17 protein-coding genes are annotated in these 21,889 nt (G+C 37.0%); 9 read left to right on the top strand and 8 right to left on the bottom strand.

What is annotated here, in order from left to right:
• Positions 1-74: 74 nt before the first annotated feature.
• Positions 75-2,690 (bottom strand): TonB-dependent receptor, encoded by a 2,616-nt coding sequence (locus BMY50_RS02840; RefSeq protein ID WP_093323517.1) that lies wholly within the window; start codon positions 2,688-2,690, stop codon positions 75-77.
• A gap of 966 nt (positions 2,691-3,656) precedes the next feature.
• On the opposite strand from BMY50_RS02840, the gene lpdA reads away from it, so the two are divergent.
• The 5 genes from lpdA to coaA all read left to right on the top strand — a co-directional run bounded on the left by lpdA (position 3,657) and on the right by coaA (position 9,321).
• Positions 3,657-5,045, top strand: a complete 1,389-nt coding sequence (gene lpdA, locus BMY50_RS02845; RefSeq protein ID WP_093318074.1) for a dihydrolipoyl dehydrogenase — start codon at positions 3,657-3,659, stop codon at positions 5,043-5,045.
• A gap of 114 nt (positions 5,046-5,159) precedes the next feature.
• Positions 5,160-6,221 carry a patatin-like phospholipase family protein gene (locus tag BMY50_RS02850; RefSeq protein ID WP_093318076.1) on the top strand — a complete coding sequence of 354 codons (1,062 nt, stop codon included), beginning with the start codon at positions 5,160-5,162 and terminating at the stop codon, positions 6,219-6,221.
• A gap of 128 nt (positions 6,222-6,349) precedes the next feature.
• On the top strand, positions 6,350-7,582 hold the full coding sequence (locus BMY50_RS02855) for a nucleoside recognition domain-containing protein (protein WP_093318087.1): 1,233 nt from the start codon (positions 6,350-6,352) through the stop codon (positions 7,580-7,582).
• A 229-nt stretch (positions 7,583-7,811) separates the two neighbouring features.
• Positions 7,812-8,219, top strand: coding sequence for an OsmC family protein (locus BMY50_RS02860; protein ID WP_093318088.1), 408 nt, complete (start codon positions 7,812-7,814; stop codon positions 8,217-8,219).
• A gap of 145 nt (positions 8,220-8,364) precedes the next feature.
• On the top strand, positions 8,365-9,321 hold the full coding sequence (gene coaA, locus BMY50_RS02865) for a type I pantothenate kinase (protein WP_093318089.1): 957 nt from the start codon (positions 8,365-8,367) through the stop codon (positions 9,319-9,321).
• Positions 9,322-9,347: 26 nt separating this feature from the next.
• Here the strand turns inward: coaA and BMY50_RS02870 are convergent, their stop codons facing one another.
• Both BMY50_RS02870 and BMY50_RS02875 read right to left on the bottom strand, forming a co-directional pair.
• Positions 9,348-10,196: a mechanosensitive ion channel family protein gene (locus BMY50_RS02870; protein WP_162276513.1), complete on the bottom strand. Its 849-nt coding sequence runs from the start codon at positions 10,194-10,196 to the stop codon at positions 9,348-9,350.
• A 35-nt stretch (positions 10,197-10,231) separates the two neighbouring features.
• On the bottom strand, positions 10,232-11,113 hold the full coding sequence (locus BMY50_RS02875) for a helix-turn-helix domain-containing protein (RefSeq protein ID WP_093318098.1): 882 nt from the start codon (positions 11,111-11,113) through the stop codon (positions 10,232-10,234).
• A gap of 174 nt (positions 11,114-11,287) precedes the next feature.
• Here BMY50_RS02875 and BMY50_RS02880 point away from each other — a divergent pair, with 174 nt between their 5' ends.
• Positions 11,288-13,390 (top strand): heavy metal translocating P-type ATPase, encoded by a 2,103-nt coding sequence (locus BMY50_RS02880; protein ID WP_093318100.1) that lies wholly within the window; start codon positions 11,288-11,290, stop codon positions 13,388-13,390.
• A gap of 74 nt (positions 13,391-13,464) precedes the next feature.
• On the opposite strand, the gene BMY50_RS02885 is transcribed toward BMY50_RS02880, so the two are convergent.
• The gene (locus BMY50_RS02885) at positions 13,465-13,692 is read right to left on the bottom strand and encodes a hypothetical protein (protein ID WP_093318102.1); all 228 of its coding nucleotides are present in this window, start codon (positions 13,690-13,692) and stop codon (positions 13,465-13,467) included.
• A 65-nt stretch (positions 13,693-13,757) separates the two neighbouring features.
• Positions 13,758-14,648: a fructosamine kinase family protein gene (locus tag BMY50_RS02890; protein ID WP_093318104.1), complete on the bottom strand. Its 891-nt coding sequence runs from the start codon at positions 14,646-14,648 to the stop codon at positions 13,758-13,760.
• A gap of 392 nt (positions 14,649-15,040) precedes the next feature.
• On the opposite strand from BMY50_RS02890, the gene lepA reads away from it, so the two are divergent.
• The 3 genes from lepA to BMY50_RS02905 all read left to right on the top strand — a co-directional run bounded on the left by lepA (position 15,041) and on the right by BMY50_RS02905 (position 18,397).
• A complete protein-coding gene (gene lepA, locus BMY50_RS02895) occupies positions 15,041-16,828 on the top strand; it encodes a translation elongation factor 4 (protein ID WP_093318106.1) in 1,788 nt (595 codons plus the stop codon).
• Positions 16,829-16,924: 96 nt separating this feature from the next.
• A complete protein-coding gene (locus BMY50_RS02900) occupies positions 16,925-17,806 on the top strand; it encodes a bifunctional 5,10-methylenetetrahydrofolate dehydrogenase/5,10-methenyltetrahydrofolate cyclohydrolase (RefSeq protein ID WP_093318110.1) in 882 nt (293 codons plus the stop codon).
• Between the two features lie 183 nt (positions 17,807-17,989).
• Positions 17,990-18,397: a hypothetical protein gene (locus tag BMY50_RS02905; protein WP_093318111.1), complete on the top strand. Its 408-nt coding sequence runs from the start codon at positions 17,990-17,992 to the stop codon at positions 18,395-18,397.
• Between the two features lie 58 nt (positions 18,398-18,455).
• Here the strand turns inward: BMY50_RS02905 and BMY50_RS02910 are convergent, their stop codons facing one another.
• From BMY50_RS02910 to BMY50_RS02920, 3 genes are all read right to left on the bottom strand, one after another.
• Positions 18,456-19,385, bottom strand: a complete 930-nt coding sequence (locus BMY50_RS02910; protein WP_093318113.1) for a hydroxypyruvate isomerase family protein — start codon at positions 19,383-19,385, stop codon at positions 18,456-18,458.
• A gap of 138 nt (positions 19,386-19,523) precedes the next feature.
• The gene (locus tag BMY50_RS02915; protein ID WP_093318114.1) at positions 19,524-20,561 is read right to left on the bottom strand and encodes an FAD:protein FMN transferase; all 1,038 of its coding nucleotides are present in this window, start codon (positions 20,559-20,561) and stop codon (positions 19,524-19,526) included.
• Between the two features lie 5 nt (positions 20,562-20,566).
• The gene (locus BMY50_RS02920; protein ID WP_093318116.1) at positions 20,567-21,889 is read right to left on the bottom strand and encodes a Gfo/Idh/MocA family protein; all 1,323 of its coding nucleotides are present in this window, start codon (positions 21,887-21,889) and stop codon (positions 20,567-20,569) included.

Raw genomic sequence — 21,889 nt, forward strand, 5'->3', positions numbered from 1 at the left:
TAAAGGGCGGTCAAAAGTTTTGACCGCCCTTTAACTTTTTGATATATATTTGGAGATTAATCTATTCTATAATGCTAAAACTCAAATCTAGCACCTACGTTCCATGTAGTTCCGTTACCGAAAAATACTGAATTGGCAGTGTTGAGACCACGATAAGTCGCATCACCAGCCTCGACAGGTATGGCGCTCATCAATTCAGAAAAATATACCCGGTCGAATACATTGTTAACGTTTAAACGCAGGTTGAGCGCTGTTTTGTCAAATTTAACTCGATAGTTTATGCCAGCATCTACTAAGTCGTAACTTGGTGCCTTTATGTTCTCTTTTTCGACTGCTGTAGAATATAAATTCGAATAGTTTCTATAGTCTACGTCAGCAGACAAGCTGTTAGTGATACGATAAGCTATACCTAAACCAAACATGGTTTGCGCAGCACCACCTACTTTACCATCTTGAACATCTCTAACTTCTTCCGAAATAAGGTTTAAATTTTGATCATACACCCTCGTAAGTGCGTTATCATTATATTTCCAATCACCTATGGAAGCGAAACCTCTCAAATCAAGTTTATAAGTTGGTTTGGCTGTAAAGCTAAGTTCTACCCCTCTATGTAACTGACTTAAGCCTGCGTTATTTTCAAAAAATTCCACATCATCCGTAAATATTGTGCGGGTAGTAACCCTGTCCTTCCACGAAGTATTGTACAAATTTAGATCGGCACTGAAAACACGACTAGTATATTTATATCCTAATTCCAATCCCAATATCTTTTCGTTACTTGTTAACGGATTAATAGTATTTCCGAAGTTCAGATAGATATTGTCATGGTAGGGTTGTCGCGAATAGTAACCAGAATTAGCGAAAAACGTATGTTGTTCTGCAACGGTATAGCTTAGACCACCTTTAATATTATAGCCGAAATTATTAACTTTCTCCGACTTCTCTTCCTCTTTTACATATTGAAATCTATCCCAGCGAACATGTGATTGATTGGATAAAGCTCCTTGTAAATAAGCCGAGAATTCATCTGTAGCGTATTCAATTTGTCCGAATAATCCGCCATAAGTAATTCGCTCGTCATAATCATAATTCACCTTTTGATCATTATCAACGCTTGTAAATAACGATTTCCATGGATCAATACTATAGGTTTCAGTTACATTATAGCCATTGGGATACTGAGCATTATCTGTGACCTGAAATGAATTTAAACCAAAAAGGTTAGTTAACATGCGATAATGAGACCCTTTGTAAGTACGTACATCGACTCCCAAATTATAATTTAAATTCTCATTTATTTCATGATTAAAATTGGAAATCAATCCATACCAAGCATGATTATTAACTGAAGCACGTATCGCATATGCGTTACGAGTGGTTCCTATACCGTCCTCTAATTCACTGTTATTTTTTCTAATGGCATCAAAATTTATATGTCGGGTGGTATCGGTAACTTTTCCTGAACCCCAATTACCAGTACCTCCACCACGACCCCAAGACGCATATAAAACAGTTGATAAAGTAGATTTTTCGTCGATATTAAAATCCCAGTTCAAATTGGCAACTGGTTTATGGTAGTAATTTGTCCGCTCACTTAGATAGTCACCTTGATAGTATCCGTAATTTGGGTTATAGTCTTTTCCATATTGCAAATAATCACTAATTGGTTTGGTATAATTCTGATCGTGTTGTTGCGGAGCACCAAAAATCATAAAGTTGAACGAATGCTTATCATTAGGTTTATAGCCTAAAGAGAAAAAATAGTTTTGTCCGTAACCTCTTGTTCCTTTATTATAACCGTCAGCTGCCCAGTTGGTCAATAAGACACTTGCAGCCCACCCGTTGTCGGACAGACCAGTACTATATGCAATCGTGTTTTTCTGGTAATTATTATTGCCAATAGTAGATTGAACAAAACCTTTACGCGTCATATCAGTAGATTTTGTTACCACGTTAACGGTACCACCGACTGATGAAACAGCTAATTTAGAAGAACCAAGGCCTCTTTGAACTTGTAAAGCATTGGCAACATCTTGTAAACCAGACCAGTTAGACCAATAGAGCTTGCCATCCTCCATACTGTTAACCGGTTGACCATTAATTAGATATGCAGTATTATCAGCATCAAAGCCCCTCACAATCATCCTGGAGTCTCCGTATCCCCCCGCTTGACCAGCTATATAGATTGATGGTGTATTTTTAAGGAGCTCTGGAAATTCCTGATTGCCTCCTTTTTGTTGAATCTCTGTTGCGCTAACTGTTGAAACAGCGATAGGTGTTTTCCGGTCGGCCGCCATATCAATTATACCAGAACCAACCTGTACAACTACTTCATCTAATGATTCCGAGCTAGGTTGCATCTCAATAATACCTAAATCTGGTGATCCAGCGGTAAATGTGAGGCGTTTTGCTTCATAGCCAATGTATCTCACAATAATTTCTCCAGATTCTTTTGGGTTAGATAGAGAAAATTGTCCATTAGCATCTGTTGAGGTCGAACGCGATGTTCCAACTATTGAAACAGTAACTCCCCCCAAAGGGTTTTTGCCATCTGTAACAGTACCAGTAATTGATTGTTGACTGTAGGCAAAGGCAGTCGACAAAATTAAAAGTAGTGCTGAAAGCACTATTTTTTTTCCGAAAAGATCCGGTGTGATTGATCGATTAAAAGAAAGTAAAAACTTCTTCATGTGTGCTAATTTGAATGATTGATTTTGTTTGTTTTTCAGCAGCAAAATTAAATAGCGCACAGCTAAAATCAGCACGTTTCATGTTAAGTTAATATTAATTTAATGTTTCTTTACCAGCCATTTATAGCAAATAGGTGAGCTTTTTTACTGGTCTCAATGGTTTATGTTATTTGTAGGAAAAAATTATTGTACTATATTATGGGTATATCGTATTAGTAAAATTTATAAAATAATATGAATGTGAATTGTGAATAACTTTTTTTGTTGAAAAAAGGAAGAAATTGAGTTTATCTCCCAAAATCGAAATTTTGTAACAATTAATGAATGGTGTTTTAGTTTTTTTTAAGAAATAAGGATGTTTTGCCAGTTTGATATTCTAATTTTCTCATTAATTAGCTATAAGTAATTCGCGCTAAGAAAAAAAACATATAGTATTTTTGTGATATATAGGTTATCAAGACAATATTTTTAGAAAAAGCCCACTTTTGCCTAAAAACCTATATTTACTTCATCTGAATAGATGATATACCTGCTTTTGTAAGTTTAAAACAGAAAATATTTACCTTTCTAAGGAGATGGTTCTCTATAATCTAAAGAAACAGGCGATAAATCGTTGTTCAGGTATTTTTTATTCACGCTGATCCGTTTACCCCTATTACTATCTACATTTCCTTCCCAATCTCTGGCATTTATTTCATGTATATAGCGTGCGACATAGTCGCTTACTATAATAGATATGCCGTAGTCAAAAAATAGCTAAGTGATTATTATGAGCTAAAAGTCCCTTGCACACTGAGACAAATTATAGGTACAAGGTAAAAATAACATCTGGCTTCCCGATAATATCCTATTTCTAAGAATTTTTATTAGGTTTGCGGATGTAATATTCATGTTTAAGGGTATAAAAGGATTAAGGATGAATTTACAATTCTAATTGTAATATCGAAACGAATAATATTTATAGGAATGAATTACGACATCATTGTAATTGGAAGTGGCCCAGGAGGCTATGTTGCAGCCATCAGAGCTTCACAGTTAGGGTTCAAAACTGCTATTATTGAACGCGAATCTCTTGGCGGTATTTGCCTTAATTGGGGCTGTATCCCTACAAAAGCATTACTTAAAAGTGCTCAAGTATTTGAATATTTGAATCATGCGGCTGATTACGGTATCAAAGTAGACGGTGGAGAGGTAGATTTCAACGCGGTTATTAAGCGAAGTAGAGGTGTTGCAGATGGCATGAGTAAAGGTATTCAATTCTTGATGAAGAAGAATAAGATAGACGTGATTATGGGTACTGCCAAAATAAAAAAAGGCGGTAAAATAGAAGTAAAGGGTGGTGATGGTTCTACTAAAGAATATACTGCGAAACACACTATTCTCGCAACTGGAGCTCGTTCACGTGAATTACCTAACTTGAAACAGGATGGAAAAAAAATTATTGGTTATCGCCAAGCGATGAATTTGGACAAACAACCAAAATCATTAGTAGTGGTTGGTTCTGGAGCAATAGGTGTTGAATTTGCTTACTTTTACAATGCTATCGGTACACAGGTTACTATTGTTGAATATTTAGATCGTATTGTTCCGGTAGAAGATGAGGAGATTTCTAAGCAATTAGAACGCAGCCTTAAGAAAACGGGCATCAATATTTTGACTGGTGCAGAGGTTACTGCCGTTGATACTTCTTCTTCGCCTTGTAAAGTGAAAATTAAAACAGCTAAAGGGGAAGAAACCATTGAGGCTGAAGTAGTGCTTTCTGCTGTGGGCATTTCTCCTAATATCGAAAACATCGGTTTGGAGGAAGTTGGTGTTAAAACAGAAAAGGGCCGTGTATTGGTTGACGATTTCTATAAAACAAACGTTGACGGTGTATATGCTATAGGTGATATTGTGAAAGGGCAAGCTTTAGCACATGTGGCTTCTGCTGAAGGTATTACTTGTGTAGAGAAAATCAAAGGTTTACATGTAGAGCCAATTGATTACAACAATATTCCAGGATGTACCTATTGTTCGCCTGAAATTGCATCCGTTGGTTATACGGAGAAAGCTGCAAAAGACGCTGGCTACGAAGTTAAAGTAGGGAAATTCCCATTCTCAGCCTCAGGGAAAGCAAGTGCCGCTGGTGCTAAAGATGGTTTTGTAAAAGTCATTTTTGATGCGAAATATGGTGAGTTTCTCGGTGCCCATATGATAGGTGCAAATGTTACGGAGATGATCGCTGAGGTTGTTGCTGCTCGTAAGCTGGAAACTACCGGTCATGAAATTATAAAAACAATACATCCTCACCCTACCATGAGCGAAGCTATTATGGAAGCTGCCGCTGATGCCTATGGAGAGGTTATTCACCTGTAGGGAAGTTGAATAGAAAAACGTGAAATAGTTAAGTAGGTACTATATACCTTAATACCTACTTAACTACTCTACAAATTGACCATTCTACGAATCAACTACTCAACTATCCTAACTATGAAAAAAATCTTATCTATTGATGGTGGAGGGATAAGGGGGATTATCCCCGGCATGATATTGGTTGCTTTGGAAGAAAAGTTAAAGCATAAAACAAACGACCAAGAAGTAGCCATTGTAGATTTTTTTGATTTTTTTGCTGGGACAAGTACCGGAGGAATTTTAATCTGCTTATTATTATGTCCTAACAAAGAAAACCCTAAACGGCCCAGATTTACGGCCAAAGAAGCACTTGATTTATACTTGAAGTATGGCCGCGATATATTTAAGATGGGATTCTTCAAACGAATTGCTTCTGGCCTAGGTTTAACAAGCGAACGATATAACAGTACAACATTAGAGAATGTTCTGCAGAAGTATTTCGGAAATACGAAGCTGAGTGAGCTTATTAAGCCTTGTATCATATCTGCCTACAATATTGAGCTGCGTAAAACACATTTTTTTAGACAACAAACGGCAATTGAACGGGGCGACGTACGTGATTTCTTTTTGAAAGACGTATGTAGGGCTACTTCTGCCGCTCCTACTTATTTTAGCGTCGCAGAAATATATTCGATTGCGGGCACTCGTTACCCGTTATTAGATGGTGGTGTGTTTGCCACGAACCCTGCTCTGAGTGGTTTAGTGGAAGTTACAAGAGCTTTTAATCAGACGAAGATTAACGATATTCACATTTTTTCCTTAGGTACAGGTAGGTCCCGGAAATCCTATAATCTTGAGCATTTCAAAAAAAGTAGGGCAATATCTATGGTGCCAGCACTAATAGATATTATGATGAGTGGAGTGGCGGAAAGCAGTGATTTCTTCTTACATCAACTATTTAGATCATCGAGTAAAGAAAATGATTATCTCCGCATTGAACCGGGCAGCTTAAATAGCATTCAGGAAAGCCTAGATGCCGCCGATGAATCAAACATGAAGAGACTAATAGCATTGGGAGATCGGACTGTAAGTGAGAATGATGCTGTTTTGGATAAAATTGCCGATTTTTTAATTGAAGAAAGGAAGAAAAATGGCTCGAGCAGTAAACCCTGGAGCTTTTTGAATCGCAGTTGGATATAATGCCGTCACGGTTGTTTTAGCAAAAGACATAAGGCTTAAGCTTTTTACTAAGTGATGAATGTTGAATGATGAACGATGAATATCTTGATACTTGCTACTTATGTCTCGCTACTAAATAACTAATAATAATGGCTTTAAATTACGTTTGGATTGCCTTTTTCTTAATTGCCTTTGTGGTAGCATTGTTTAAGCTCATTTTTTTAGGCGATCAACAAATTTTTCAAGTCATTGTAAATGGGACCTTCGATACGGCTAAAACGGGCGCAGAGATCTCGCTGGGATTAATCGGTTTGATGTCTTTTTGGCTAGGTATCATGAAAATCGGTGAAAAAGGCGGCATGATAAATATTTTTGCTCGCTTGGTTGGACCCTTTTTTAATAAACTTTTCCCTGAAATTCCAAAGAACCATCCTGCTTTAGGATCCGTATTAATGAATTTTTCGGCCAATATGCTGGGCTTGGATAATGCGGCCACTCCGGTAGGATTAAAAGCGATGAAGGAATTGCAGGAATTAAATCCTAATAAGGATACTGCTAGTAATGCCCAAATTATGTTTTTGGTGTTAAATGCATCTAGTTTGACCTTATTGCCTATCACCATTATGGCTTATAGAAAAGAGGCGGGTGCTGTAGATCCTTCTGATGTATTTATTCCTATTTTGCTGGCTACCTTTTTCTCTACATTAGTTGGGCTGATAGTAACCGCTATTTATCAACGCATTAATCTTTTAAATAAAGTCATTTTAGCTTATATCGGTGGTTTAACCATTTTCATCGGCAGTCTTTTATATTATTTTTCGACACTAGCGCAAGAAGAGATAAATGCAATTTCGCAAGTGGCTAGCAACGTTATCTTGTTCACCGTTATTATATCTTTTATTGCTTTGGCTTTCTATCGTAAAGTGAATGTGTTTGAGTCGTTTATAGAAGGTGCCAAAGAGGGTTTTGAAGTAGCTATTAAAATCATTCCTTATTTGGTGGGGATTTTAGTTGCCGTGGGTGTTTTTAGAGCTTCGGGAGCAATGGACTATCTTGTGCAGGGGGTTAGTGCGGTTGTTAGCTGGATGGGATTTGATACACGTTTTGTGGAAGCATTACCAGTAGCCTTTATGAAGCCTATGAGCGGAAGTGGGGCTAGAGGTTTGATGATTGATTTAATGCATGCAAAAGGTGCCGACGATTTTGCGTCGCGCGTTGCCTGTGTTATTCAAGGGAGCACCGAGACCACCTTTTATGTATTGGCCGTTTATTTTGGGTCCGTTGCGATTAAGAAAACGCGTCATGCATTACCAGCTGCACTTTTAGCAGAACTTGCAGGTGTTATTGCTGCTATTATTATAGCTTATATATTCTTTGGGTGATGATGAATTATAAATGATAAATATCTTGATACTGGTAGGTAGTTAAATGGTTAAATAGTTGATTAGTTAAGTAGTGATCAGCAATTTAGGTAAAATCAAAACTAAAAATTTAATGCTCGTAACTAATAACTGATAACGCGCAACTAATATAATCTTGATACCTGCTACTTATGTCTTGATACTATTAACCAATAACGAATAACAAATAACTAACAACAAATAAAACGAAATGTCCGAATTAAATGTTACCGTTACTATAGGAAAAGAAAAGTATAAAACGGAAGTGAGTAATGGGCGAAATCTCCTTATTGCTGATGAACCGGAAACAATGGGGGGTACTGATCAGGGTTTGGGGCCAAAAGAGCTTCTATTAGCGAGTTTAGGGTCTTGTACTGCTATTACTTTACGGATGTACGCAGACAGGAAGCAGTGGGATCTTCAGGAGGTAGTTATTTCGGTAAACATGGAGGTCGTGCCTAGTAGTCATCAACAAACAACTTATATAAAAAACCATATTAAGTTGATTGGAAATTTGGATGATGCTCAACGAAAGCGTTTACTCCAGATAGCGGAGCTATGCCCGGTACATAAAGTTCTTTCTAACCCAGTGGTAGTAGATAGCAATTTATTGCCTTAAATAACTTGGTGATTTAGTGGGGTTTTAAGTGATGAATGTTGAGTAATAAGTGATGAATATGAAAGGCAATAATCTTATAGCTTTTTACTTTTGAATTTTCACTTTTGAATTATTAGGTTTGCGTGTGCAAATTAAACGGCAGGATATGACCGATATAGAAAAGAAAGAACAATATTCCCCTTATGTTAGTCTTAATAGGGACGAATGGAAAGCACTGAATGGTGTACTTAATTTTTCTTTATCTAATGAGGATATCGGGAAGCTTCATGCATTAAATGAACCATTGAATTTAGAGGAAATACAGGAAGTCTATTTCCCCCTCTCCCATCTGCTGAATATCCATATAGATTATGCCAATAAGCTTTACGAAGCTGAAAATAAATACCTGAATAGCGGGAGGAAGCGATCCCCTTTTATTATAGGTATTGCTGGAAGTGTTGCAGCGGGGAAAAGTACAACTGCCCGGGTTTTGCAAAAAGTTTTGTCTCTCTTACCAAATAAACCTAATGTAGCTTTGGTAACAACGGACGGCTTTCTTTATCCTAATCGAATTCTGGAAGAGCGCGGCATCATGAACAGAAAGGGGTTTCCAGAGAGTTATAATACAAAAAGACTCATTAATTTTTTAGCTGACGTTAAAGCAGGTAAAGAGGATTTAACTGTTCCAATTTACTCGCACTTGGAATATGATATTACGCAAGGCGAGGTTCAGGAGATATCAAATCCGGATATTGTGCTAGTGGAGGGTATAAATGTATTACAGGTAAATTTAAGTGAGAAACATATAGGTCCACAGGTGTTCGTTTCTGATTTTTTTGATTACTCTATATACGTGCATGCAAATGAGAAGAATTTACTTGAATGGTATGTTTCGCGTTTTAGACAATTACAACGTACTGCTTTTCAGAGTCCTAACTCTTACTTCCATCGCTATGCTAGCTTATCTGAAAAGGAGACACTAGCTTTAGCAAATAATATTTGGGACTTGATAAATAAACCGAACTTGATTAAAAACATTCTACCTACACGCTTTAGGGCAAATCTTATCCTTGAAAAGGGAAGTCATCATTTTGTTAAAGGAGTGAAATTAAGAAAGGTATAATTTTCTTTTTTTTCCGCAAAAAAACACTAGGTTTCGTTTCCAATTTTCAATACTTCGTTCAGTACAATATTTTTAATAAACTGAGATTGTGTTTTACCATGGTTCGTTAGGGTAAATTGGATTTTATATTTAGCAACATCTTTTTGTACGGAAAGTACTTTTAGTTTCATGCTGTTTTCGAGTACTTCATTGCTATGCTTGTCAAGCAGCTGCCCTAATCGTCTCTTTAGTTCTTCGCGATCCATTGTATGATTAAGGGTAAGGTCGAACTCAACGCTGACTTTTCTCGAATTCTGAAATGACTGATTAACGATATTAGTGGTAAATACAAAATTATTAGGTATCATAACGATGTCGTCATCGTCATTGTTTATGACAATGTTAACCAATGTAATATCGATTATCTGCCCCTCATACTCTCCTATTTTAATGTAGTCTCCTAACGTTAATTGATCCGAAAACATAATAATCAATCCACTGATCATATTCGTAATATAATCTTTGAATATTAAGGCAATAGCTGCCGCGACAATGGTTATGCTAGTTAAAAAATCTTTCGGATTAATTTTAAAGACCATCATTAAGCTGAAAAATATAACAATCGCGTTAAGCACAGAGGCAATTCTATTTATACCTAATACAAAACTTCCTCTTGTGCTTGTATGAGAAAATGTAGATCGCCGTTTGTACCAAGAGATTAGTATAATCCGCAAACTCGAAATAAATATATTGGCCGATAAGAAAACGTTTAATGAATAAGCCAGCCTTCCCAATAAAGGTGCTTGATCGTAGTAGGATTTATACTCTACAAGTGTGTAAGTTAAAGGTACAAATAAAAGAATTTTAACAAAAAGTATCAGGAGATCTCTTTTCATATGGTTTGTTTTTGCTATATATTCTAATTGCGCGTTCATAGATCTTGAGGATGAATATTTTTTTGTATATCTCTTTGAAATGCAGCGGGTAATTTGCCCGTGTGTTTTTTAAAGAAGCGGGTAAAATATGCTGGGTCTTCAAAACCAATTTTCCATCCTACCTCCCGTATCGGTAGTTGTGTCCAAAACAACAATCTCTTAGCTTCCAGAACCCTCCTCTCGTCAATTAGCGTTTTTGCATTGGTTCCTGCCATTTCTTTTACTACATCATTTAAATGTCCTGCCGAAATATATAGCTTAGACGCATAATCTATTACCTTTGTTTCTTTAAGGAAATTTTCCTCTACTAGTAAAATGAAATTCCGCATCAATAAGCTGTACCGTTTTCTACCAGTTAGCCTCGCATGTGATGCTATGAAAGTCTCAGTCTTTTCAAGCGTTGCCAGTAATATATGCGCTACGATAGATTTGTTTTGTTGAAGAACACGATGCTCTTCCTCTATTAGTCGCAAAAATGGTAACAGGCTTTGTAGCTCAGATTGTTTTAAAGAGAATAGGTTGGTATTGAATTGCTGATCCCAATGATTATCTGCTGCATAGGAAAACAGAAATTCTCCCGTAAAAGTAATAAGATACATGGTAGCATTGCCGGGATTAACTTCATAGTGCACCTGACCCGGCCGTATAAATAATAAAGCAGCATCTTTTGCCTCATATTCTTTGAAATCTATGAATTGTTTAGTTGTACCTTCACATAAAACCAGCAACGTATAATGGTCATGCCTATGGGGATGTGTAGTTTTTTCATATCGCTCATGTCCATATGTTAGTTTGACGATACTAAAATCGTCTGAATGACCTTCAGAAATAGAAGATACATTATAAATAGGGATATGTTCCTTAGATACGACGTTCATATTTTATAATTAATGGAACAAAATTACGAAAATCCTTAATAAGTACCATTAATACCTTGTTTTGTTATTGGGTATTATTATCATGAGATTTATTTTTGTAAAGGAAAACAAAAACCAATAGACGTAATCTATTAGCAATTAGTTAATTGCCGATTTGATGTAAAAAAAAGAGCTATGCAGGAACAAGATAAATTAGTTGAACTTCATGTGACCGGAATGCACTGTAACAATTGTGCGCTCTCGGTGCATAAATTGCTAGAAAAAAAAGGTTACCAAAATGTTTTTGTTAGTTTCGCTAACGAGGAAGTGAAATTTTCTTCTCAAGAGCTTGTGAATGTACCTCAAGTTATCGCCGATATAGAGGGTTTAGGTTTTAGAGTACAGCAAGAAGAGCTGCCTGATATAAAAAAGGGTTTTCTTGCTAAGATAGAGCATAAATTTCTGTTTAGCCTATTTTTTACCCTACCGCTCTTTTCTCATATGTTTTTACCTCTTCCTTGGTTACATAATCCATATGTACAGTTGATTTTATGCTTACCAGTCTTTATCCTTGGTTGTGCATATTTCGGGAAAAGTGCTATCAATTCTGTTCGGGGAGGCGTACCGAATATGGATGTGCTTATTTTTGTAGGCTCCAGCTCTGCATTTATATATAGTCTAATCGGAACCATATTAAATCTCGGTCCTCAGTATATGTTTTATGAAACGTCAGCCACTATTATTACCCTTGTATTGTTAGGAAATGTATTTGAGAAAAGGTCGGTAGCTCAAACAACGTCTGCTGTTAAAGACCTCATGAAAATTCAGGTGAGTACAGCAAGAAGGGTTGTAAACGGTGAAATTGAAACAATAGATGCCAAAGATATTTCTGTTGGCGATACTTTATTGGTGAATGAAGGAGACAAAGTACCAACAGATGGTGATATTTTATGGGGTGAAGCGTCTGTAAATGAGTCCATGCTTACAGGGGAAAGTGTACCTATTGAAAAAACTAAATATGACAGTGTTATTGGTGGAACAATTGTAGCACGGGGCAGTATAAGAATAACAGCCACCAAGGTGGGGAATAAAACGGTGCTTGCGCAGATTATAGATTTAATGAAGCGGGCACAGGCTTCTAAGCCTCCTATACAGCGCTTGGGAGATAAAGTTGCAGGCATTTTTGTGCCTATTGTAATCGGAGTAGCCGTTATTACTTTTTTACTTGCCTATTTTGCATTTGATGTAAGTTTTAGGCAGTCGCTCATGAACGCTATTGCTGTTATGGTGATTTCATGCCCTTGTGCAATGGGTTTGGCTACGCCAACTGCTGTGATGGTGGGTTTGGGCAGAAGTGCTAAAAACGGTGTGTTAATTAAAGGTGGTGAAACGGTAGAAGAAATGAATGATTTAGCTTATATGGTTTTTGATAAAACAGGCACACTAACTTCTGGTAACTTTAGCATACGAGCCATGCATAGTGAGCTAAGGGAAGCCGAAATTGCCGCTATCATACTTGGCTTAGAGAACCATTCCAATCATCCTATAGCCAAATCACTGGTAAATGCCTTCCAGGAAAAGGCCAAGGAGAAAGTAATATTTACAGAGGTGAAGGAAGAAAAAGGTGTTGGCATGAAAGGGATTGACAGTGAAGGGAACAGCTATCAAATAGGATCCAAACACCTTGTTGACGTCGAATATGCTCAAGGATACGATATTTTCCTGTTAAAGAATGACTTACCTGTAGCCAAAATTGCTATTGAAGATGAATTGAAACCAGGTGCGGCTGATTTGATACAAACACTAAAAGAAAACCGTATCACAGCGGTATTATTGAGTGGAGATAGAAAGGAAAAATGTGAGGCACTGGCCAAAAAAATAGGTATTGGAGAAGTTTATGCTGAAAAGTTGCCACATGAAAAATTATCCATTATTGAAGATTTGAAGCGAAAGGGTAAAACAGCTATGGTGGGTGACGGAATAAACGATGGCCCAGCTCTCACTACCGCTAATGTGGGGATATCATTAGGAAATGCCAGTCAAGTTGCTATCCAATCGGCTAAAGTGGTCTTGTTAAATAACGATTTAAAATCTATTATTACCTTACTCCGAGTAGGGAAACACACATTACTCACTATTAAGCAAAACTTATTTTGGGCATTTTTTTATAATATATTTGCTATTCCGTTAGCAGCTTTCGGCTTTTTAAGTCCGATGCTAGCGGCTTTGGCGATGGCCTGCTCCGATGTAGTCGTTATTGGAAATTCGATACGCTTAAAATATAAAAAATTGAATTAACAAGCTGGATAGCTCATAAAACTAGGTGGCACTAATAAAATAAGCAGCATGAAAATACCATGCTGCTTATTTTATTAACTAAACATTCCTTTCACTTTGTCAATTAGTCCGTCTCCTCCTTCTGCATTATCGCCTAAAAGCGACTTAACGTCAAAATTACCACTCAACAAGCTTTCGCCTTTTCCCTTCAGTGAGTCAGGTAAATTGTTATTCACATACTCTAATACAACTGAAGTAGCTTTTTGAGCCATCTCTGGAGAAAGGCCTGCCTTCTGAATTAATTCATTAATTAAATTTTCCATTTGTTCAAATTTAGTGACTGTGCTTATTGCAACAAATGAAGATAAGGTTTGTTTGGAGGAGAAGCTTATTTGGTTATATACTTTTCCACAATTTGCTCTACCTGATGTATATAACTTCCCCCAAAGACATTGGCATGAAAAAGAAGCACATATAGATTACATAAATCTACACGTTTTTGCCAATCCTTCTCAAGCGGGAAAACTTCTTGATAGGCATCATAAAAACGTTGGCTAAAGCCACCAAAGAGTTTCGTCAAGGCAATATCCATTTCTCTATGACCATAATAAACCGCCGGATCTATCAAATAAGGTGTACCTTTATTGTCAATCATATAATTTCCATTCCACAGATCACCGTGTAAGAGCGCGGGAAATTCGTTGGGAAATAACTGGGGAATCTTCGCAAATAACTTGTCAAACTTGTTAAGCAAATCAGTGGAGGCGATACCATTTGTTTTTGATCTTATCAGTTGATTTTGAAGCCGCTCTTCTATAAAGAAATCCGACCATTTCCGATGACCTGTATTACTTTGAGGTAAAGAACCTAAGTAATTGTTATAGTCCAAACCAAAAAAATCATGTGTGTTTTTATGAAGAAGGGCAAGCATTCTTCCTAGTTTTTCTTGCGCTGTTTGACTGTCTTCCCCTCGGTTAATCCAGGTCATTAATAGAAAGATATCATCTTTATATTGTCCGGCTACTAACAATTCCGGAACAACAGCCCCTCCTATTTTCTTTATCATTTTTAATCCTTCTCTTTCTAGTATAAAAAGATTAGGAAATGATTTAGCATTATTAACTTTCAAAAAGAACGATTGATTTTTTCCTTGAACTTGATAGCAATGATTGATATCACCCCCCGCTACGGGTAAAATATTTTCAAGATGAAAATCAGTTCCAATTAATTGGTTTACGCTTAATTCTACATTATTTACAAAATCAGCAGAGAGAAACATATTGTTAAAATTATAATAGATTCTAACATAAGTAAAAAGCTTTTATAATCCAATTTATGCAGACGATTTCTTCGCTTATAATGGGTAAACATCCTAAAATCTGATTCGGATGAGTGCTATATTTTTTACGTTGTTAATCTAAGAGCTTATTTAAAATTCACCTAATAATTTGTTTATGCTTCTTTTTGGCTGCAACTTCGTTATGTTTTCTTGAGATAGAAGCCCTGCTAGCTCTTCAAAAACATGCCTCGTTTCGCTTAAAATAAGCTATAGACATTTTTACAATATAAATTTAAACAGACTCTAAATAGTTTTATAGACGAAGTATAGTGAAATATTAAGACTAAAAAATTATCTTTGCCGTTTAATACGCACGCATTTTTTTTGCCTACATGAAGCACATCCGCAATTTTTGTATTATTGCCCATATAGACCATGGTAAGAGTACCTTGGCCGACCGTTTATTAGAATTTACCAACACTATTACCCAGCGTGAAGCACAAGCGCAGTTATTGGATAATATGGACTTAGAGCGTGAGCGTGGTATTACGATTAAAAGCCACGCGATACAGATGAATTATAACTACGACGGACAGGAATATATTCTGAACTTAATTGATACTCCCGGCCACGTTGATTTTTCATATGAAGTATCCCGTTCAATTGCAGCCTGTGAAGGTGCATTGTTAATTGTAGATGCTTCGCAGGGTATTCAAGCGCAAACGATATCAAATTTATATTTAGCGTTAGAGCACGACTTAGAAATTATACCTATCTTAAATAAAATGGACTTGCCTGGCGCTATGCCAGAAGAGGTGAAAGATCAGATAATAGATCTTATTGGAGGTAAAAGGGAAGATATTATTCCAGCATCCGGAAAAACAGGTTTGGGAGTACCAGATATTTTAAGAGCAATTGTTGAGCGAGTTCCTGCTCCCGTAGGTGACCCGGAAGCACCTTTGCAAGCCTTAATATTTGATTCAGTATTCAATTCGTTTCGTGGTATCATGGCCTACTTTAAAGTGGAGAATGGTGAAATACGAAAGAATGATAAGGTGAAATTTATTGCTACAGGTAAAGAATATATAGCTGATGAAATAGGTACCTTAAAGCTTAATCAAGTACCAAAAGATGTAATACGGACAGGTGATGTAGGGTACATTATTTCTGGGATTAAGGAAGCAAGAGAGGTAAAAGTTGGAGATACTATTACGCATCTTGCAAGACCCAGTAATGATGCCATAAAAGGATTTGAAGAAGTTAAGCCCATGGTGTTTGCCGGAATTTATCCGGTAGATACGGAAGATTACGAAGAACTTCGTGAGAGTATGCACCGTTTGCAGCTCAATGACGCATCTTTAGTGTTCGAACCTGAATCTTCTGCTGCTTTGGGCTTTGGTTTCCGTTGTGGATTTTTAGGGATGTTGCATATGGAAATTATTCAGGAGCGTCTGGAACGAGAATTTGATATGACGGTTATTACAACTGTACCAAACGTTTCTTATATTGCACATACAACCAAAGATGGTGAGGTTAAGGTAAATAATCCCTCAGATCTTCCCGACCCAAGTAAAATGGAATTTGTTGAAGAACCTTACATAAAGGCTAATATCATTACAAAAGCCGAATTTGTTGGGCCTGTGATGTCTTTATGTATTCAAAAGCGAGGTGTGATCATTAATCAAAGTTATCTTACAGCGGATCGTGTGGAGCTTGTTTTTGAAATGCCGATGGGTGAAATTGTATTTGATTTTTATGATAAATTAAAAACGATCTCTAAAGGATACGCGTCTTTTGATTATCATCAGATTGGATACAGACAATCTGATTTAGTTAGATTAGACATCCGTCTGAATGGGGAGCCCGTTGATGCGCTCTCTTCTTTGATCCATAGAAGTAATTCCTATGATTTTGGCAAGAAAATCTGTGAAAAGCTTAGAGAACTTTTACCACGTCAACAATTTGAAATCGCTATTCAGGCCTCTATTGGTGCAAAAGTAATCGCCCGTGAAAATGTAAGAGCCTTACGTAAAGATGTAACCGCTAAATGTTATGGTGGTGACATCTCTAGAAAGCGTAAGCTATTAGAAAAACAGAAAAAAGGAAAGAAAAGAATGCGCCAAGTTGGAAATGTTGAAATACCACAATCAGCATTTATGGCAGTGTTGAAATTAGATTAATCTTGGTTACTTGTTGCTCGTTATTTGTTATTGGCCATATAGCCAACACTAATCGACAAATAACTAATAACTAATAACTAACAACTAATAAGAAAAATGCAATTATTAGACGGTAAACTTGTATCAGAAAAAATAAAGCAGGACATCGCGAGAGAAGCGGAGGCATTTCTAAGAGCAAATGGTCGAAAACCTCATTTGGTTGCTATTTTAGTAGGACATGATGGTGGTAGTGAAACTTACGTTGCAAGTAAAATGCGGAATTGCCAGCAGGTAGGTTTTGATTCAACAAATATCCATTATGAGGACGATATAACACAAGAAGCGCTTATCAACAAAATAAAAGAGTTAAACCAAGATGAGACAGTTGATGGTTTGATCGTTCAATTACCTTTACCAAAACATATTAATCCTGAAGAAATTACAGAAGCCATCGATTATAGAAAAGATGTAGACGGTTTCCATCCAGTCAATTTAGGCCGGATGCAACGAAATCTTCCGTGTTTCATACCCGCCACTCCTTATGGAATAATGCTTATGTTAGATTACTATAAGATCAATACAGCAGGAATGAATGCCGTTGTGGTAGGTCGGAGTAATATTGTAGGTAGCCCAATGAGCATTTTATTAGCAAGAAATGCACAACCGGGCAATTGCACGGTGACATTAACGCATAGTAAGACTAAAAATTTAAAAGAAGAAGTGCTTCGTGCCGATTTAATTATTGCTGCCATTGGAAGGAAAAACTTTATAACCGCTGATATGGTAAAGGAAGGCGCGGTGATTATAGATGTTGGAATAAATAGGGAAATAAGCACACTTACTAAGTCGGGCTACAAACTTTTTGGAGATGTCGATTTTGATTCAGTAGCGTCCAAATCATCATTTATTACGCCGGTACCTGGTGGCGTAGGGTTAATGACCATTGTAGGTTTATTAAAAAATACCCTTGCTGCGGCAAAAAAAGAAATCTATTCTTAGTGATTAATAGTCAAATAGCTAAGAGTGACCTATTTTTTGAGTATTGAGCTTCTTTGCATAGATACAAGAATTGTATGTAATTGATTTATATTTAATGTGTTAGGCATGACTGGTTGCAAGAAAGAGGCTCTATTCAAACATTTTGGCACTTAAATTGTTCAAGTTGAGAAAAATAAATTGACTATGAAAAAATTTACTTTAGTAGCTGCTGTTGCAGCAGCGTTAGCCTTTTCGGCCTGTAATAATTCATCAAATACTGAAACGACTTCTTCTTCAGACACTATTGTGGAAGGTGTAACAGATTCAGAAACGGTAGGTCAGAAAATAGACAGCGGAATAAACAGTATTGATTCTGCTGGACAAGAGGCAAAAAAAGATATCGACGCAGCCACAGAAGAAGCCAAAGCTGATGCTAAATCAGCAGGTGAAAACATTAAAGAAGATTTAAATGCTGCTGCAAAAGACGTAGGTAGTGCTGCAAAATCGGCAGGAACCGATGTGAAAAATGCAGCAAGTAAAGTAGCTGACAAAACCAAAGAAGGTTATCAAAATGTTAAGGAGAGTTTAAAGAGAGATACGACAAAGAAATAAATTTTTTTAAATTTATAATCAATCGAAAGGGACGCATTGTGTGCGTCCCTTTTTTATTTTACATAAAAGCATCTACTTCTCGATAAGCTGCAATTAAACGTTCCTCCCCTTCTTTGCCTTTTCCAGATATACCATGCTCCATACCCACTACTCCTTTATATCCCTTTTCGTGTAGGTACTTAAAGAGATTTTTATAATTTATTTCACCTGTTGTTGGTTCTTTACGACCTGGATTGTCACCTGTTTGGATATAAGCTATTTCAGACCAAGTTCTTTCCATATTAGCAATTAAATCACCTTCATTGCGCTGCATATGATATACATCGTATAATATTTTACATGATGGGCTATTTACCCCTCTACAAATTAAATAGGTTTGATTAGAGGTTCTTAAAAACAAATCAGGCGTATCGCTAAGTGGTTCTAAAACCATTACAATATTATGCGGTTCCAATATTTCAGCGCCCTTTCGCAAAGCATCAATCACATTTGCCGTTTGTAGATCGAGTGAGAGATTTCTATGAAAATCACCTGGCACAACAGTAGTTAACTTACCTCCACAACGTTTAGATATCTCTACGGCATCTTTACAACCCTTAAGAAATACATCAAGATATTCTTGTTTTCCAGCTGCTAAAGTATTCGCTCCATTCCCGCCTTTGTTCAAGACGAAAACGCCCATTGACATACCCAATTTAGCTAATAGGTTTCCGATTTTTTCTTGTTCTTGAGGCGAACGCCCTGACATCCCATTATCTTCTATCCCCCTAAAGCCTTGATCATGCATATATTGTATCTGATCTAAGAAATTATCCCCGGCCGTATTCTTAAACATGCCATCATGCGGTCCATAATTCAAATTGAATGTTTTGCCTTCTGCTATTGCTGTAGGATTTACAGGTGTTGACGCATTGGTCGCGATCGCATTCCCTGTAACCAGTGCTCCAGTAGCTATCAAACCTTTTTGTAAAAATTCGCTTCTTTTCATATTAGTGTCTGGTGTTATTCGTTGTTAGTTCTTTGTTATTCGTGTAAACATCAGTTCGAACCGATGGATATGACTTCGTGTTTGTGTGAATCAATTTTTTTTTAATAAATGGTAAGACATTATCTTACAGCTGATATCTTATTCGTCTATCAGTAATTTTTTAAATCCGGTTGTCATAGTATCTACCACTTTGCCCTCCTCGTTATGGTAAATAATATAAGCTTCCAATTCGTTATGAGTTTCTACAAATTTGAGTGCTTTTTTAATATCCATTGCCATTATCGCATTATCATATCCATCCGCAGTGATCGCTTTGTTTGCATATAATGTTACGCTGATGAGGTTGTTTTCTATTGGGTATCCAGTTCTTGGATCAATGAGATGCGTTATTTTTTTTGATCCATTCTGTTTGAATTTACGATAATTGCCTGAGGTAGTAATTGCGCCGTTTTCGAGCCCTATTATATGCCTAATTTCAGGAGTTTGATCATGCTCGCCAGGACCTTCTATACCTATCCGCATCAACGTTCCATCGGGTTTTACACCACTGATACGTAATTCTCCTCCAATTTCCACAACAAATTGACTTATTCCTAGTTTTAACAGATAGTCCGCCACTAGATCGACACTATAACCCTGTGCTATACCATTCATGTCGATCTTAACACAAGGTTTGACCTTTGCAAGATAAGATCCGTTAAGTTTTAATAAGTTTGATCCTACACAATTTTTTATGGTTTTAATAGTGCTTGGGGTTGGATAGTTATCTATTTCGTTCACTCCAAAACCCCATGCTTGCACTAAGGGAGCGACTGTGATATCGAATACGCCTTGTGTGTCATCATAAACTTGGAGGGATTTTTTTAAAACAGTTCGAAAATTCTCATCTATCTCTATTCCCTCTTTACTATTGTTAAATTTATTAATGACAGAATAGGGTTTATAAAGTGACATGGAAGAGTCGATTACAGCTAAAATGCTATCAACAGTTTCTTTTTTTATCTTTTCATTGTTTGAATAATAAGATATATTATAAGATGTGCCTTGAGCCAAACCCGTTAAACTGTATTTTTGCTCTTCATGTACATTAAAAGAACAAAACAAGCATACAAAAAGAACGATAACAAATCCTTTTGTGAAAGAAAACCTGCTTGTTTTGTTGTATAACGAAAACATAAATTTTACGCCTTATCCCAGTGAAATAAACCAGGTTGTGCTACAGGATATAAACCACTTTCATCTGGAAGGATTTTAGGTTTCGCATCCCATGATAAGGTTTCTGGCATTAATGAGTTGTTTGCGTTAAGAGCATCGTCCCATTTTATCACCTGTCCGGAATATGTTGCATACCGGCCTATAATACCTGTCAATGTGCTCTTTGCGCCATATTCAGCATCCCAGTGTTTGTATTCCCCTTTACTGATAGTATCAAAGAGCTCATCATGTTCGGTTTGATAAGGGTTTGCTTGCCCCTTTGTGGGATGGCTAAATAGTAAGTTACCCTTATGGTCCCACAATTTTCCAGCGTTACTTGCAGATAAGAAGGTACGCCCCTTTGTGCCCTGAAACGTTTCATCTACCTTATTGCTTGTGCCCTCAAAATGACGACATTGACTATAAATTACTGAACCATCGGCATAGGTGAGTTCTACCGCATGGTTATCATAAATCTCACCATAGTCTTTGCCTTTGCGCCAAGCTTGGCTTCCGGTTCCCTGTACGGACACAGGATAAGAACCTTTTACCCAATTGGCAATATCTATATTATGTACATGTTGCTCTACAATATGGTCTCCACAAAGCCAATTGAAATAATACCAATTACGCATTTGATACTCCATTTCAGTTTGTTCGGGTTTGCGTGGCCTAACCCACACACCGCCACTATTCCAATATACCTGACCGCTTACAATATCGCCGATAGCACCATCTTGAATGCGTTTTATGGTTTCACGATAATTTAACTGATATCTACGTTGGAGTCCGACTACGACGTTAAGTTTTTTTCGTTTTGCTTCTTCAGCTGTGGCTAATACCTTTCGTATTCCAGGTGCATCAACGGCAACTGGTTTTTCCATAAACACATGTTTCCCTTGTTTAATAGCCTCTTCGAAATGAATCGGTCTAAATCCTGGCGTTGTTGCTAGAATCACTACATCTGCCAAGGCAATCGCTTTAGCGTAGGCGTCAAAACCAACAAATTTATGCTCTTCCGGGATATTAACTTTGTCTTTAAATTTTTCGCTAAGGTCTTTATAACTTTCATCCAGCCTATCCTTAAAAGCGTCGGCCATAGCCACTAATTGGAGGTTGAATTTAGTGGAGAGCGCTTGTGTTGCAGCCCCTGTACCTCTACCGCCACACCCTACAAGAGCAATTTTGATAGTGTCATTTACAGACGAATGTCCCATCAATGGGATGCTACTTAGCATAGTTCCTCCTGCAATCATGGCAGAAGTCTTTAGAAAGTCGCGTCTTTGTTGTTGGAGTTTGAACTTATTCAT

The sequence above is a fragment of the Olivibacter domesticus genome (genome assembly GCF_900109575.1).
Classification (GTDB): Bacteria; Bacteroidota; Bacteroidia; order Sphingobacteriales; family Sphingobacteriaceae; genus Olivibacter; species Olivibacter domesticus.

Coding starts and splice junctions, on each gene's coding strand:
- BMY50_RS02855 (WP_093318087.1), top strand. CDS start 6,350: ATGGCTTTAAATTACGTTTGGATTGCCTTTTTCTTAATTGCCTTTGTG.
- BMY50_RS02885 (WP_093318102.1), bottom strand. CDS start 13,692: ATGGAAAATTTAATTAATGAATTAATTCAGAAGGCAGGCCTTTCTCCA.
- BMY50_RS02850 (WP_093318076.1), top strand. CDS start 5,160: ATGAAAAAAATCTTATCTATTGATGGTGGAGGGATAAGGGGGATTATC.
- BMY50_RS02915 (WP_093318114.1), bottom strand. CDS start 20,561: ATGTTTTCGTTATACAACAAAACAAGCAGGTTTTCTTTCACAAAAGGA.
- coaA (WP_093318089.1), top strand. CDS start 8,365: ATGACCGATATAGAAAAGAAAGAACAATATTCCCCTTATGTTAGTCTT.
- lpdA (WP_093318074.1), top strand. CDS start 3,657: ATGAATTACGACATCATTGTAATTGGAAGTGGCCCAGGAGGCTATGTT.
- BMY50_RS02840 (WP_093323517.1), bottom strand. CDS start 2,690: ATGAAGAAGTTTTTACTTTCTTTTAATCGATCAATCACACCGGATCTT.
- BMY50_RS02890 (WP_093318104.1), bottom strand. CDS start 14,648: ATGTTTCTCTCTGCTGATTTTGTAAATAATGTAGAATTAAGCGTAAAC.
- BMY50_RS02875 (WP_093318098.1), bottom strand. CDS start 11,113: ATGAACGTCGTATCTAAGGAACATATCCCTATTTATAATGTATCTTCT.
- BMY50_RS02905 (WP_093318111.1), top strand. CDS start 17,990: ATGAAAAAATTTACTTTAGTAGCTGCTGTTGCAGCAGCGTTAGCCTTT.
- BMY50_RS02920 (WP_093318116.1), bottom strand. CDS start 21,889: ATGAATAAGTTCAAACTCCAACAACAAAGACGCGACTTTCTAAAGACT.
- BMY50_RS02880 (WP_093318100.1), top strand. CDS start 11,288: ATGCAGGAACAAGATAAATTAGTTGAACTTCATGTGACCGGAATGCAC.
- BMY50_RS02860 (WP_093318088.1), top strand. CDS start 7,812: ATGTCCGAATTAAATGTTACCGTTACTATAGGAAAAGAAAAGTATAAA.
- lepA (WP_093318106.1), top strand. CDS start 15,041: ATGAAGCACATCCGCAATTTTTGTATTATTGCCCATATAGACCATGGT.
- BMY50_RS02900 (WP_093318110.1), top strand. CDS start 16,925: ATGCAATTATTAGACGGTAAACTTGTATCAGAAAAAATAAAGCAGGAC.
- BMY50_RS02910 (WP_093318113.1), bottom strand. CDS start 19,385: ATGAAAAGAAGCGAATTTTTACAAAAAGGTTTGATAGCTACTGGAGCA.
- BMY50_RS02870 (WP_162276513.1), bottom strand. CDS start 10,196: ATGAAAAGAGATCTCCTGATACTTTTTGTTAAAATTCTTTTATTTGTA.